General features: G+C 67.5%; 10 protein-coding genes. 5 read left to right on the top strand and 5 right to left on the bottom strand.

The genetic code is table 11. The features are described from left to right. From FFS27_RS17815 to FFS27_RS17795, 4 genes are all read left to right on the top strand, one after another. A partial coding sequence (locus tag FFS27_RS17815) for a glutamine synthetase family protein (RefSeq protein WP_033939702.1) occupies positions 1–1,023 on the top strand: 1,023 nt, incomplete at its 5' end. A 156-nt stretch (positions 1,024–1,179) separates the two neighbouring features. Further along, positions 1,180–2,550 (top strand): APC family permease, encoded by a 1,371-nt coding sequence (locus FFS27_RS17810; protein ID WP_003088677.1) that lies wholly within the window; start codon positions 1,180–1,182, stop codon positions 2,548–2,550. 487 nt (positions 2,551–3,037) lie between these two features. Further along, positions 3,038–4,267 carry a serine/threonine transporter SstT gene (sstT, locus tag FFS27_RS17800; protein ID WP_003088680.1) on the top strand — a complete coding sequence of 410 codons (1,230 nt, stop codon included), beginning with the start codon at positions 3,038–3,040 and terminating at the stop codon, positions 4,265–4,267. Positions 4,268–4,387: 120 nt separating this feature from the next. Then, the gene (locus FFS27_RS17795) at positions 4,388–5,290 is read left to right on the top strand and encodes an RluA family pseudouridine synthase (protein WP_014603788.1); all 903 of its coding nucleotides are present in this window, start codon (positions 4,388–4,390) and stop codon (positions 5,288–5,290) included. Positions 5,291–5,447: 157 nt separating this feature from the next. Here FFS27_RS17795 and FFS27_RS17790 read toward each other — a convergent pair whose 3' ends face one another. The 4 genes from FFS27_RS17790 to cmrA form a co-directional block, all read right to left on the bottom strand. Further along, positions 5,448–7,322 (bottom strand): DUF3857 domain-containing transglutaminase family protein, encoded by a 1,875-nt coding sequence (locus tag FFS27_RS17790; protein ID WP_003088690.1) that lies wholly within the window; start codon positions 7,320–7,322, stop codon positions 5,448–5,450. Positions 7,323–7,496: 174 nt separating this feature from the next. Further along, complete coding sequence (gene yidD / locus FFS27_RS17785; protein WP_021264708.1) at positions 7,497–7,757, bottom strand: membrane protein insertion efficiency factor YidD; 261 nt, start codon at positions 7,755–7,757, stop codon at positions 7,497–7,499. 58 nt (positions 7,758–7,815) lie between these two features. Then, positions 7,816–9,171: a hypothetical protein gene (locus FFS27_RS17780; protein WP_015503020.1), complete on the bottom strand. Its 1,356-nt coding sequence runs from the start codon at positions 9,169–9,171 to the stop codon at positions 7,816–7,818. 87 nt (positions 9,172–9,258) lie between these two features. Next, positions 9,259–10,191 (bottom strand): AraC family transcriptional regulator CmrA, encoded by a 933-nt coding sequence (gene cmrA / locus FFS27_RS17775; protein WP_003111651.1) that lies wholly within the window; start codon positions 10,189–10,191, stop codon positions 9,259–9,261. Positions 10,192–10,772: 581 nt separating this feature from the next. Between cmrA and FFS27_RS17770 the strand changes: the two genes are divergently transcribed. Then, positions 10,773–11,069 carry an antibiotic biosynthesis monooxygenase family protein gene (locus tag FFS27_RS17770; protein ID WP_003088696.1) on the top strand — a complete coding sequence of 99 codons (297 nt, stop codon included), beginning with the start codon at positions 10,773–10,775 and terminating at the stop codon, positions 11,067–11,069. Positions 11,070–11,126: 57 nt separating this feature from the next. Here FFS27_RS17770 and FFS27_RS17765 read toward each other — a convergent pair whose 3' ends face one another. After that, positions 11,127–13,067 (bottom strand): alkaline phosphatase D family protein, encoded by a 1,941-nt coding sequence (locus FFS27_RS17765; protein ID WP_256659530.1) that lies wholly within the window; start codon positions 13,065–13,067, stop codon positions 11,127–11,129. Positions 13,068–13,075 lie beyond the last annotated feature (8 nt).

Here is a 13,075-nt window from a genome sequence, read left to right as displayed (position 1 = left end):
TTCTTCGCCGACCCCCGCGAAGTCCTGCGCCAGGTGGTGGCCAGGTTCACCGAGATGGAACTGACCATCGTCGCCGCCTTCGAGCTGGAGTTCTACCTGATCGACCAGGAGAACGTGAACGGCCGGCCGCAGCCGCCGCGCTCGCCGATCTCCGGCAAGCGTCCGCAGTCGGTGCAGGTGTACTCCATCGACGACCTCGACGAATACGTCGAGTGCCTCCAGGACATCATCGACGGCGCCCGCGCCCAGGGCATCCCGGCCGACGCCATCGTCGCCGAATCCGCACCGGCGCAGTTCGAGGTCAACCTCAACCACGTCAACGACGCCCTCAAGGCCTGCGACCACGCGGTGCTGCTCAAGCGCCTGGTCAAGAACATCGCCTACGACCACGAGATGGACACCACCTTCATGGCCAAGCCCTATCCGGGCCAGGCCGGGAACGGACTGCACGTGCATATCTCGCTGCTCGACAAGCACGGCAACAACATCTTCACCAGCGAGGATCCCGAGCAGAACGCCGCATTGCGCCATGCGATCGGCGGCGTGCTCGAGACCCTGCCGGCCTCCATGGCCTTCCTCTGCCCGAACGTCAACTCCTACCGCCGCTTCGGTTCGCAGTTCTACGTGCCGAACGCGCCGAGCTGGGGCCTGGACAACCGCACCGTGGCCCTGCGCGTGCCCACCGGCAGCCCGGACGCGGTACGCCTGGAACATCGCGTCGCCGGCGCCGACGCCAACCCCTACCTGCTGCTGGCCTCGGTGCTTGCCGGGGTGCACCACGGGCTGACCAACAAGGTCGAGCCGGGTGCCCCGATCGAAGGCAACTCCTACGAGCAGCTGGAGCCGAGCCTGCCGAACAACCTGCGCGACGCCCTGCGCGAACTGGACGACAGCGAGATCCTGGCGAAGTACATCGATCCGAAGTACATCGACATCTTCGTCGCCTGCAAGGAAAGCGAGCTGGAGGAGTTCGAGTACTCGATCTCCGACCTCGAGTACAACTGGTACCTGCACACCGTGTGAGCATGGGCGGGTGGCTCCGGTCCGGCGCCGCCCGCCCGTTCTTCCGTCGAGGTTCCCACCCTTGCTGAAGGTAGACGGCGGCAAGCCTGCGGTTTCCGCCCGTCCGCCTTCCTTTGCTGTGCATTAGAAAAAGAAGAAATCGAGGCAAGCATACCCATGTCGAATCCTCCCCCCACCGCAGAACGAACCCAGCTTCGCAAGTCCCTCAAGCTGTGGCAGATCGTCATGATCGGGTTGGCCTACCTGACCCCGATGACCGTCTTCGACACCTTCGGCATCGTATCCGGGATTTCCCAGGGACACGTGCCCACCGCCTACCTGCTGGCCCTCGCCGGCGTGCTGTTCACCGCGATCAGCTACGGCAAGCTGGTCCGCCAGTTCCCCACCGCAGGCTCGGCCTATACCTACGCGCAACGGGCGATCAATCCCCATGTCGGCTTCATGGTCGGCTGGTCGTCGCTGCTGGACTACCTGTTCCTGCCGATGATCAACGCGCTGCTGGCGAAGATCTACCTGACCGCACTGTTCCCCGAGGTCGCGCCATGGGTCTGGGTGGTGATGTTCGTGTTGATCATGACCCTCATCAACATCAAGAGCGTGAACCTGGTCGCTAATTTCAACACCGTCTTCGTGCTGGTCCAGCTGGCGATCATCGTGGTCTTCATCGGCCTGGTGATCCATGGCCTGAACAACGGGGAGGGGACCGCCACGGTGCTCAGCACCCAGCCGTTCTTCTCCGAGCACGCGCATCTCTCGGCGATGGTGGCGGGGGCGACGATCCTCTGCTTTTCCTTCCTCGGTTTCGACGCGGTGACCACGCTGTCCGAGGAAACCCGCGACGCCGCCAAGGTGATCCCGCGGGCGATCTTCCTCACCGCGCTGTACGGCGGGGTGATCTTCATCACCGTGTCGTATTTCCTGCAGTCCTATTTCCCGACCAACGTCCGCTTCAAGGAGCCTGACGCGGCGTTGCCGGAAATCGCCCTGTACGTCGGCGGTAAGCTGTTCCAGTCGATCTTCCTCTGCGCCACCTTCATCAATACCCTGGCGTCTGGCCTGGCCTCCCAGGCCAGCGTGTCGCGCCTGCTGTACGTGATGGGGCGGGACAACGTGCTGCCGGAGCGGATCTTCGGCTTCGTCCATCCGAAATGGCGTACGCCGTCGATCAACGTGCTGATCGTGGGCATGGTGGCGCTCTCGGCGATCTCCTTCGATCTGGTGACGGCGACCGCGCTGATCAATTTCGGCGCCCTGGTGGCCTTCACCTTCGTCAATCTCTCGGTGATCGTGCATTTCTATGTGCGCGGCGGGCGCAACCGCAGCCTCAAGGAGCATTTCCACTACCTGGTCCTGCCATTGCTCGGCGCGGCCATCGTCGCGGTGCTCTGGCTCAACCTGGAAAGCACCTCGCTGGTGATGGGGCTGATCTGGGCCGGACTGGGCTTCGGCTACCTGTTCTACCTGACTCGCAGCTTCAGCCGTCCGCCGCCGCGCTTCCAGGAGAGCGAGCTGAGCCCGACCCAGTGAGGCGAGCGGTGAATGGATTCAGCGAAAAAGTGAAGGAAAAAGATTGGTAATCTTCACGAAATTTTCACGGTGACGGGTCAATCATGGACCCATGGCTAACGGACTAGCCCCCCATCTGAAGCCCGCCTCACGGCGGGCTTTGGCTATCTGCAGACAGCGAATTCCGCGTTTTCCCTCCTTTTCACAGGGGTTTCCGGCCTCCCGGCTGGCAATGCACCTGCGACGACATGTCCGAATCCAGACAGAATTGGACGCCCCCAAAAAGCGCAGACACGGCTAGAATCCACGCCGTCCCGATCCGGTTCGATGGCCGTGGCGGGGGAGCCCGGTATCCGCTGGTCGGTGTTTCCTGTGGTGCTGCGCGTCCTTCCCTAGACTACCCGGCTCGCTCGAACCATCCCTTCGCGGGGGCGGAACGGCACAGGGTCGTTCGGCATGGAAGCTGCCTGGGCCGGCCTTCGACACACCTATAAGAGTAGAAATCTGCATGACATACCCTGAACGTCCCCTGCTTCATCTGCTGACGCGTACCAGCCTGGTGGGCCAGATCATCGTCGGCCTGATCGCCGGCCTGCTGCTCGCCAGCTTCTTCCCGGCCGCCGCGCTCAAGGTCGGCTTCATCGGCAAGGTCTTCGTTTCCGCGCTGAAGGCCGTCGCGCCGGTACTGGTGTTCGTCCTGGTGATGGCATCCATCGCCAACCACAGGCAAGGCCAGCAGACCCATATCCGGCCGATCCTGCTGCTGTACCTGGTCGGCACCTTCAGCGCCGCGGTGGTGGCGGTGATCGCCAGCTTCGCCTTCCCCTCGAGCCTGGTGCTGGCCAGCCATCCGGGCGAGATGTCGCCTCCGGGCGGCATCGCCGAGGTGCTCCAGTCCCTGCTGCTGAGCGTGGTGGACAACCCGGTCAACGCCCTGATCTCGGCCAACTTCATCGGCATCCTGGCCTGGGCCATCGGCCTCGGCATCGCCTTCCGCCACGCCAGCGATACCACCCGCAACCTGCTCTCCGAGCTGTCCAACGGCGTCTCGCTGATCGTCAAGGTGGTGATCCGCTTCGCCCCGCTGGGCATCTTCGGCCTGGTCGCCTCGACCTTCGCCGAGTCCGGCGTCGAGGCCCTGAAAGGCTACGCCCACCTGCTGGTGGTGCTGCTCGGCTGCATGCTGTTCGTGGCCTTCGTGGTCAACCCGCTGATCGTGTTCCTGAAGATCCGCCGCAATCCCTATCCGCTGGTGCTGACCTGCCTGCGCGAAAGCGGCATGACCGCGTTCTTCACCCGCAGCTCGGCAGCCAATATCCCGGTCAACCTGCAGCTCTGCGAGCGCCTGGGCCTGCACGAAGACACCTATTCGGTATCGATCCCGCTGGGCGCGACCATCAACATGGCCGGCGCAGCGATCACCATCACCGTGCTGACCCTGGCAGCGGTGCATACCCTGGGCATCGCCGTGGACGTACCGACCGCGATCCTGCTCAGCGTGGTGGCGTCGGTCTGCGCCTGCGGCGCATCCGGCGTGGCCGGCGGCTCGCTGCTGTTGATCCCGCTGGCCTGCAGCCTGTTCGGGATTCCCAGCGAGGTGGCGATGCAGGTGGTAGCGGTAGGCTTCATCATCGCGATTCTCCAGGACTCCGCGGAGACGGCGCTGAACTCCTCGACCGACGTGCTGTTCACCGCCGCCGCCTGCCTGGCGGAGGAGCGCAAGGCGAGCGCCGCCTGATTCGATCCCTGGATCACGGAAGAAACCGCCCTCGGGCGGTTTCTTCGTTTCGCTCCGGCGCGCTTTGACCTGTGCGCCGCGCTGCGGCCTAATGTTCGCCCGTCCTTCCCGAGTTGCCGCATGTCGTCTCCTTCCTTGCCCGACGCCAGTCTCCGCGCCAGCACCCTGCATCTGCCGGCCGGCCCCTGGAGCACCGTGCTCGATTGTCTCTGCGCGCGTTTCCCGGCCATCGACCGCGACACCTGGCTGGCGCGCATGCAGCGGGGCCGGGTGCTGGACGCCGAGGGGCGTGCGCTGGGCCCGCAGGCGGCGTATCGCGAAGGCCTGCGTGTGCACTACTTCCGCGAGTTGCCGGCGGAGGCGCCGATCCCTTTCGAGGCGCGCATCCTGTACCGCGACGAGCATCTGCTGGTGGCGGACAAGCCGCACTTCCTGCCGGTGATGCCGGCCGGCGGCTATGTCGAGCAGACGCTCCTGGCGCGGCTGGCCCGCAGCACCGGCAATCGCGACCTGGTGCCGCTGCATCGGATCGACCGGCATACCGCCGGGCTGGTGCTGTTCTCGACCAATCCCGGCAGCCGCGGGCGCTACCAGGCGCTGTTCCGCGAGCGGCGTATCGACAAGTACTACGAAGCGATCGCTCCGGCCTTGCCGCGACTGGACTTCCCGTTGCTGCGCAGGACCCGCCTGGTGCCCGGCGAGCCGTTCTTCCGCATGCGCGAAGGCGAGGGCGAGCCGAACAGCGAGACGCGCATCGAGGTCGCCGAGCGCAACGGCCGCTGGTGGCGCTACCGGCTGTATCCGGTGACCGGCAAGAAGCACCAGCTGCGCGTGCACCTCGCGGCACTCGGCGCGGGTATCCAGAACGACGGGTTCTATCCCGAGCTGCTGGACGCCGAGGACAGCCCCGACGATTACCGGCGGCCGCTCAAGCTGCTGGCCAGGGGGCTGCGCTTCGACGACCCGCTGAGCGGGGAGAGGCGTATGTTCGAATCCGGGCTGCGGCTCGATTGGCAGGTGTAGGCGACAGGCTCGCCAGCGGAATGCTGGCGTACGTCGCCGACCCGGAGCGCATGGCGCGTTTCTATGAGCAGGCGCTCGGCCTGGAGGGCTGCGCGGGCGAGTAGAAGAATCGCCCGCTGTGCGGCTGGACGCGCCCGCCGGAGCGGGCGCGCGTCGCTCAGGGACGCTTGTCCAGCTTGACCACCAGGCGCAGTTGCTCGACGCAACCGCGGCTCTGCTCGATCAGCTTGCCGAACTCGGCGCTGTTGATCTCGTCGTGGTTGAGCCAACTGGTCTTCTGCACTTCCCGGTAGCGATAGTGGTAGCCGCCGTCCTTGGCCGGTTCGGCCTGCAGGTCGATGTCGAACCAGGGGCTGCGGATCTCGCAACTGTGCGCCGGCTCGTCGGTCTTGCCGCCGGACAGGCTGATGTCGTAGGAGGTGATCTGCGGTTCGCCCAGGTACAGCTCGGCCAACTGGCCTTCGCTGCGGTACTTGGCGAACGCGTCCCACTGGCTGGCCAGGTCCTGGCGGTTGTAGAAATACTCTCCGCCGAGCCGGTCGAGGGCGCGGCGGTCGGTAAGCCTGGCACTGATCGTATAGCTGGGCGGCAGCACGAACTGGCTGTCGTCGCGCTCCAGCACGCAGTCGCTGCCTTCCTTGGCGAAGTTGCGGCACAGGTCCTGGTCGGTGCTGGTGCGGCCGCGTTGGCGATCGGCGACGCTGAGCTGCATCAGCGGCGCATTGGAAAGCTCCACGCGCGACTCGACCCGGGCTTCGCCGTCATGGGTGTAATGCTCGCTGCGGGTCACGCGCAGGGTGTCGCCGGGCGCTTCCAGGGGAATCTCGTCGCGCCGCACCTTGCCGTCGGCGCCCAGCACCAGCGCCCAGCGCTGCTGGATGTCGGGCATGGTGCGGCCGGGAGCGAACACCGGGTTGGTCGGGTCCAGCCACCAGGTCTTGCCGTCCACCTCGGCGCGGACGATGGCATGGTTCGGCGCGTACATGCCGGGCACCAGCAGGTCCCAGACCACGTCGCCGCGGCTGACCAGGGTCGGTTCGGCCTTGATCCCGGCGGCCTTGAGCATGGCGGCGAGGAGGATCGCCAGGTCCTTGCAGTCGCCGTAGCCATTGCGCTCGATCTCCGCCAGGGAGAAGGGCACGTAGCCGCGCTCGCTGGCGCGCCAGTCGCCCAGGTAGCGGTAGGTGTCGTTGATGTACTGCATCAGGCCGGCGACCTGCTCGCGGGCCGGCTTGCCCTTCACCGCGGCGACGGCCGCCGCGGCGCCCTTGGGCAGCTCCGCGGCGAGGATCTCGTTGTAGCGCGCGGCGAACGGGCCGAAGTTGTCCTGCAGGTCCAGCGAACTGCCCAGCTCCAGGCGCGGGGTATGGCGCAGGTAGGCGTTGCCGGCTTCGTTGATGTAGTTGGTGTATTGCGGCTTTTTCAGGCTGACCTTGAGGGTCTTCTTGTCGGCGCTCTGTTCGATGCGATAGGCGTCCATCAGCTCGCTGCGCACGAAGATCGGCCGCTCGGCCTTGAACTCGGCGACGAAGCGGTCGTCGCGCACCGGCATCGGCGGGCGGCTGAGGATGTAGTGGAACTGGGTGCTCAGCGGCTTGGCGGTGAAGTGCTCGCGCAAGGTGTAGCTGATGCGGGTGCCGACGCGCAGGTTGGGGAACGCCAGGGAGGTCTGGCGTTCGCGCAGGAAGCCCTGGTCCGGGTTCGGCGCGGTGCGCGTATCGATCTGCGACTGGTCCAGCGGCACCGGCTTGCCGCCGGGCTGGGTCAGCTCGGCCTTCTCCACGATCAGGCTGTCGGTCTCCGCGTAGCTGCGATCGATGCGCGAGAGCATCTCGCGGCCGCTCGGCTTGAGGATGGTGAAGCTGTAGGTGCTCACGCAATCGGTGCTGTTGTCGGCGTTGAACTGGCAGCGGAACTCGGTTTCGCCGGCCAGCGGCGCTTCGGCGATCGGTTGCAGCGCGGCGAGGGCTGGGGTGGCGGCGCAGAAGACGCTGGCGGCGAGGAAGGAAGGGGAGAAGGGATGACGGGGCATCGGAGCCTCAGGATGAAACGTTTGAGCGGAACTCCCCGGCGTAGCCGGGCGCAAGGGGGCGCCGGGCGATAGCCGGGGAGATGGACCCTGAATGATAGGTTTTATCAATTCCGCATGTCGACCGGCGGGTCCGGTTATGTGCGGGATGTCGCCGTTGCGATCTTTTCGCCGGCTTCATTCGCCGGGCTTCGCCGTTCTGTGGCAGGCGCACGCCTGTTCCTGGCGCTCCGGAACCGGGTCGTAGCCGCCCGGGTGCCAGGGGTGGCAGCGCAGCAGCCGGCGCGCGCCGAGGTAGCCGCCTCGCAGCGGGCCATGTACGCGGATGGCTTCCAGGGTGTAGTGCGAGCAACTGGGGTAGAAGCGGCAGCGGGGACCGATCAGCGGGCTGATTGCGTACTGGTAGAAGCGGATCAGCCCGATCAGCAGGAACTTCATGGCGAGCCCTCGGCGGGGTTGCGGCGGCGAGCGGGCATTGTAGCGCCGTTGTCGGTCCTCAAGGAGCATTCTCCGCCGCGCAATATAGGGTCCGCCCGTCGACGAGGCTGCGAGCAGTCGCCAGGCGGCCGCGCAGGCCGGGTTCTTCCGGCGCCAGCGTGCCCTCGCGCCAAGCGCCTCCGCGCAATGGAATCAGTGCCGAACGGCCGTAGCCCGGGCAGTACGCCTCGGCGTCGCCCTCCAGGTAGTCGACGCCGTCCAGGGTCAGCTCGCCGACATTCCAGCGCGCGCCGAGGTAGGCCTGGCGGAACGGCCCGTCGGCAAGAACGTAAAAGCCCCCGCGCACCTTGCTGGCCGCCGTGGTGAAGCCGATGGTGCGGCGCGGTTGCGGGATCACCAGCAGCGGTCGCCGTGGGTCGGCGAAGGCCTCCTGCAACTCGACCAGGCGCTGGCGGGTGGCGCCCATCTCACGCCGGTAGCGCTCGCCGCGCGCCCGCGCGTCGTCGGGAAGTTCGCTCCAGGCCGGAGGCTGGTCGCGCAGCAGGTAGTCCAGCGGCCAGGTGCCGGCTATCGCGGCCTCCTTCCAGTCCGCGTCGTCGTCGCGCAGGTCCAGCAGCACTCCGGCCAGCGCGCCGATCTCGTAGGCTTCGCTGTCGACGCCGACGCCGATCTCGTTGGCATCGTAGAAGGCCAGCGCGTACTCCCGCAGCGCCTGCCGATAGCGTTGCGGATCCTCGGCGAAATCGGTGCGGTAGCGCGCGGCGGCGGCCATCTCGATGTAGCGCGCGGTGCCTTCGCTGAGATCGACCTGCGCCGCCAGCCGGCTTTCCTCGGGAGCCGCTTCGCGCCAGCGGCGCAGCCAGCCCTGGGCGTCGCTCAGGTAGCTGTCGCGCTGCCCGGGCGTGCGCAGGGCCTGGAGCAGCGACTGGAACAGGGCATAGCGGTATTCCCGCGGGCGCGGGTCGAGCGTGGCCAGGTCGCCGCGATAGCCACCGGGCTTGCGCAGGCCCGGCCAGTCTTCCTGGGCGTAGCGATGGAAGGCTTCGTGCGGGCCGATGGCGGCCAGCGTCTCGCTATTGCCGGTATTGCTCCGCAGGTGCGCGGCGCTGATCTGCAGCAGCACCGCCGGACGGCCCCGGTAACGCGGAAAGGCATAGCTCAGGTCGAGATCCGGGTCGCTGTCGCCCGCCGCCGTGGTGCGCTGCGCGCGGCCTTCGGCATCGGCGACCCAGGTACTGCGGCCATCGCTGTAGAGGAAGGCCTTGTCGGCCATCCGCCAGCCGGGCCAGAGTCGTTCGCTGTGCTGGCCGACGGCATGGGCATAGGCCAGGTAGCGGCGGGCGAACGACTCGCTGTCCGTCGCCGCGGCGGGAAGGGACAGGGCAAGCAGGAGCAGGGGCAGGGCTCGGGTCATGGCGGGTACGGTTGCGCAAGGTCGGTCGGGGCGACGAAGGTATCCCGCCGCTTCCCGATTGACCGTCGCGGCCGCTGCCGCGTTCCCCTAGGCGGTGTTGCGCGCCCGCGCCAGGTCGCGCAGCGGCGGGGCGCCGAACAGCCGGCTGTACTCGCGGCTGAACTGCGACGGGCTTTCGTAGCCGACCCGGTAGCCGGCGGCGGCCACTTCCAGGCCCTCGCTGAAGATCAGCCGGCGTGCTTCCTGCAAGCGCAGCTGCTTCTGGTACTGCAACGGGCTCATCGCGGTCACGGCCTTGAAGCGGTGGTGCAGGGTCGAGGGGCTGAGGTTGACCACCTGGGCCAGTTGCTCGATGCGCAGCGGCTTGCCGTAGTTCTGGTTGATCCAGTCGATGGCGCGGGTGATGCGGTGGGCCTGGCTGTCGGCGATGGCGATCTCGTGCAGGCGCTGGCCCTGGCCGCTGCGCAGCAGCCGGTAGAAAATCTCGCGGAGGATCAGCGGCGCCAGCATCGGGATGTCGCGCGGGCTGTCCAGCAGATGGATCAGGCGCAGCACCGCATCCAGCAGGCTGGCGTCGATACGGTCGACGTAGAGGCCGCGGTCGCCGCGCCGGCTGGCCACTTCCATGGGCCCGGCGTCGGAGATCAACTGGGTGATTTCCGCCGGGTCGATATCCAGCCGGACGCAGAGGTAGGGCGCGTCCGGCGAGGCGTCGATCACCTGGCCGGCCAGCGGCAGGGTGACCGAGACCACCAGGTAGTGCAACGGATCGTAGATATAGCGCTCCTCGGCCAACTGCACCTCCTTGCGGCCCTGGGCGATGATGCACAGGGCAGGTTTGTGCATGCCGCGCGCCGGCAGGGTGGGGCCGTCGGCGCGGATCAGGGCGAGGGGTTCGACGGCGGTGTCGTAGATACCGTCGCGGGGACAATGCCTGAGCAGCGACTGCGCCAGTTCGCTCTGGCGCTGGCGCAATTCGGCGGGGAGATCGACGGAAAGAAGCGGGGTGTTTTCGCTCATGCGGGGACTCGCGGGGGAAACCTTCCCAAGACTAGCGCGCGTCGCGGCGACAGGCATCCATCGCGCTGCGCGATGGCAGGATCAGGCAAGCATTCGCCAGGAACAGGCAAGCCAGCTCGTTTCACCGGGCGCAAGCGGATGAGAAAAAACCGGAACGCGGCAGTTTCAGGCAAGAACCCGACAGTATCCGTCTACCGATTCCCCGCGCCGTCCCCCTAATCTGGCTGGCATGGCGGAATCTCCGTCATGCCGATGGGAAATACCTGCAGGGGGACACACCTATGTCAAATCAACAGGCCAGACTGTCATCGGGCGGCGTGCCGCCGGAGCGCGCGCCGGGCGCCTCCCGTTCGCGGTCGCGCGACGGCGCGCGGGTCCCCGACACGCCTTCCCGTTCGCCTGCCGGCCCCGCCGCGGGCGGCGCGCTGGCGCGGACCCATCCCGGCAATTGGTAATCGGAGGCAGGGCACATGCGTCACCCTTACACCCCACAGCGGCTGGCCGGCGTCTCGGCGCCGCCGGCCCTTCCACTCCTGGTGCCGCTTGCGCAGCGGCGAATCCATGTCGAGGAGGCAGAGAGCATGCCAGCGTTCAATCGGGCCAGTCACCTGGTCAGCATTCGCGCCCGCAGCGGCCAGTCGCACCGCCTCGGCCTGCGCCTGCAAGAGCTGGCGCAGGCGGGCCAGGCTGCACCCGGTTGCCTGCGCTACGAACTGCGCCAGGCGGACGGGGACGCCGACCTGTGGCTGTTGCACAGCGAGTGGAGCGATGAAGCGGCCATGCAGGCGTACCTGTCCGGCGACGCCCAGCGGGTCTTCGCCGAGGTGCTCTGGCAAGCGCTGGCGGCGACCCTGGACGTGCAGGAGCGGCCGTTCTGAAACCGGGCGGGCGGATGACGCGGCGCGGCGTCCGCCCGTCCCCCTTGTTCTGGCGTCTCAGCGATCCGGCGCGACCGGCGACTGGTCCGCTCGTTCGTCTTCGACGTCGCGATGTCGCTCGAAGGCGGTCGCCGGCGAGCCATCGGCATTGACCTGCAACACCGCGCGCGGACGACCGTCCTCGCCAATGAATACCTGGCCGATCCCGGCGCTGTTCCACAGGCGCTCGCCGGCCTGGCTGTGCTGCGGAACGCGCGGGCGGATTTCCAGGCTGCGCCGCTGGGTCAGCCAGTTCAGCGGCGACCAGGGCGCATAGAGCCAGCGGTTGAGGCGGTCGAACCAGTCCAGCAGGCGTCGCGGGAATTCGTTCTTGATCCCGCTGCTGGTGATCTGCCAGAGCCGGGGCCCGCGCTCGCGGTGGCGAATCCGGATGTCGTAGACGAAGGAGTAATGCACGTCGCCGGAAAGGATCAGGTAGTTACCCGGCGTGCGCGAGTGGCGGAAGATGTTCATCATCACCGAGGCCGCGCCGCGATGGGCCATCCAGTTTTCCGCATCGACCAGCAGCGGCTGGCCGATCCAGCTGAAGAGCTTCTGCACGCCCTCGATCAGCTTGACCCCGAACATCGGCGCCGGCGACACGATGATCGCCGCCTTTTCGCCGAGCAGATCCTGCTGGAGTTCACTCAGCGCCTCCCAGTCCATCAGCCCGGAGGGCCGGCCCAGGTTGCGTTCGCTGCGCCAGCGGCGGGTGCGCGTGTCGAGGACGATCAGGGTCGGGCTGCCAGGCAACCGGTAGTGCCAGTGCTGGAAGTCGAGCAGGGCATCGAGCAGGCGGTCCTGCTCGGCGCAGGGCAGCCGGCCGTCTGCCGCGGCACCCTCCATCAGGGCCGCGACCGGCGCCAGCCATTCGCCGCAATGCTGCGGGTCGTTGCCCCAGCCCTGGCAGAGCAGGTAGGCAAGCAGGGCGTTGCCGATGATCCGCCGGGAGAACGGATGGCCGTAGGCGGTCAGCTCCCAGCGCGCGGAAAGGTTCCAGTCGTCGGTGATGTCGTGGTCGTCGAAGATCATCAGCGACGAGATATGCGCCAGTGCCCGCGCCACGCCGGGCAGGCCATCGCGGAAGGCTTCGATGCGCCGGCGCTCGTCGGCGAAGCGCTGCGCGTGCCGCGCATCCAGCCCCGGCGGCGGTTCCAGCCTGACCAGGCGCCAGGGCGCCGGCGACCAGACCAGCAGGTACATCGCCAGCACCTCGGCCAGGCCGACCAGATGGTTGTGGGCGTTGGCCGAGGTGAAGATCGGCTTCTTCACCCCGCCGAAGAAGCGCTCGCGCAGGGCTTCGTTGGACTTGAAGGCGGGCAGCAGGTCCTCGCGCCGGTAGTAGGTGGCCGGGTGTGCGTAGAGCGCCTCGCTGTCGTCCACCAGCGCGCCTTCCAGGTGTTCGCCGTACAGGCCGAGGCGGCGGATCAGCCCATGGATGGCCACCAGCATCGGCCCGGCGACGTCGTCGGCGTAGACCTGGTCGCCGCTCATCATCAGCAACGCCGGGCGGCTTTCGGCCTGCAGCAGGTTTTCCTCCAGCAGCCGGTCGACCTGCAGCAGGCCATCGGCCGCCGGGTGATGCGGCTTGCGGCAGGAGCCGTGGAGCAACTGGTCGAGACGTGGCTTGAGCACCAGGCTGGCGCGCTGGCGACCGGGGTAGAGCAGATGCGGCGCCCATTCGGCGATTCCCGCGGGCTCCCGGCCGTCGGCGGCCAGACGCAGGTCGTAGTCGACCAGGCGGGCGCAGGGCAACGGCGGGTCGAGCGCGACATCCAGCAGGTGCAGCCAGGCATGGGTGCCGATGCGGATGGCCGAGTGGGTTCCTTCCGCGAGGCGGATCCGACGCTCCGCCTCGCCTTCGCTGGCGAGGATCAGTTCGATGGTCGTCGGGCATGACGTGGCCAGCCAGAACACCAGGCGTCCGCGCCAGCGCGGCGGCGCCGAGACGCCGGCCAGCCGCTGTG

The organism is Pseudomonas sp. 2VD (assembly GCF_005503585.1).
GTDB lineage: Bacteria > Pseudomonadota > Gammaproteobacteria > Pseudomonadales > Pseudomonadaceae > Pseudomonas > Pseudomonas aeruginosa.
Note: the sequence above shows the minus strand (reverse complement) of the source record. Positions and strands in the feature narration are given on the sequence as shown.

Coding starts and splice junctions, on each gene's coding strand:
- FFS27_RS17810 (WP_003088677.1), top strand. CDS start 1,180: ATGTCGAATCCTCCCCCCACCGCAGAACGAACCCAGCTTCGCAAGTCC.
- sstT (WP_003088680.1), top strand. CDS start 3,038: ATGACATACCCTGAACGTCCCCTGCTTCATCTGCTGACGCGTACCAGC.
- FFS27_RS17795 (WP_014603788.1), top strand. CDS start 4,388: ATGTCGTCTCCTTCCTTGCCCGACGCCAGTCTCCGCGCCAGCACCCTG.
- FFS27_RS17790 (WP_003088690.1), bottom strand. CDS start 7,322: ATGCCCCGTCATCCCTTCTCCCCTTCCTTCCTCGCCGCCAGCGTCTTC.
- yidD (WP_021264708.1), bottom strand. CDS start 7,757: ATGAAGTTCCTGCTGATCGGGCTGATCCGCTTCTACCAGTACGCAATC.
- FFS27_RS17780 (WP_015503020.1), bottom strand. CDS start 9,171: ATGACCCGAGCCCTGCCCCTGCTCCTGCTTGCCCTGTCCCTTCCCGCC.
- cmrA (WP_003111651.1), bottom strand. CDS start 10,191: ATGAGCGAAAACACCCCGCTTCTTTCCGTCGATCTCCCCGCCGAATTG.
- FFS27_RS17770 (WP_003088696.1), top strand. CDS start 10,773: ATGCCAGCGTTCAATCGGGCCAGTCACCTGGTCAGCATTCGCGCCCGC.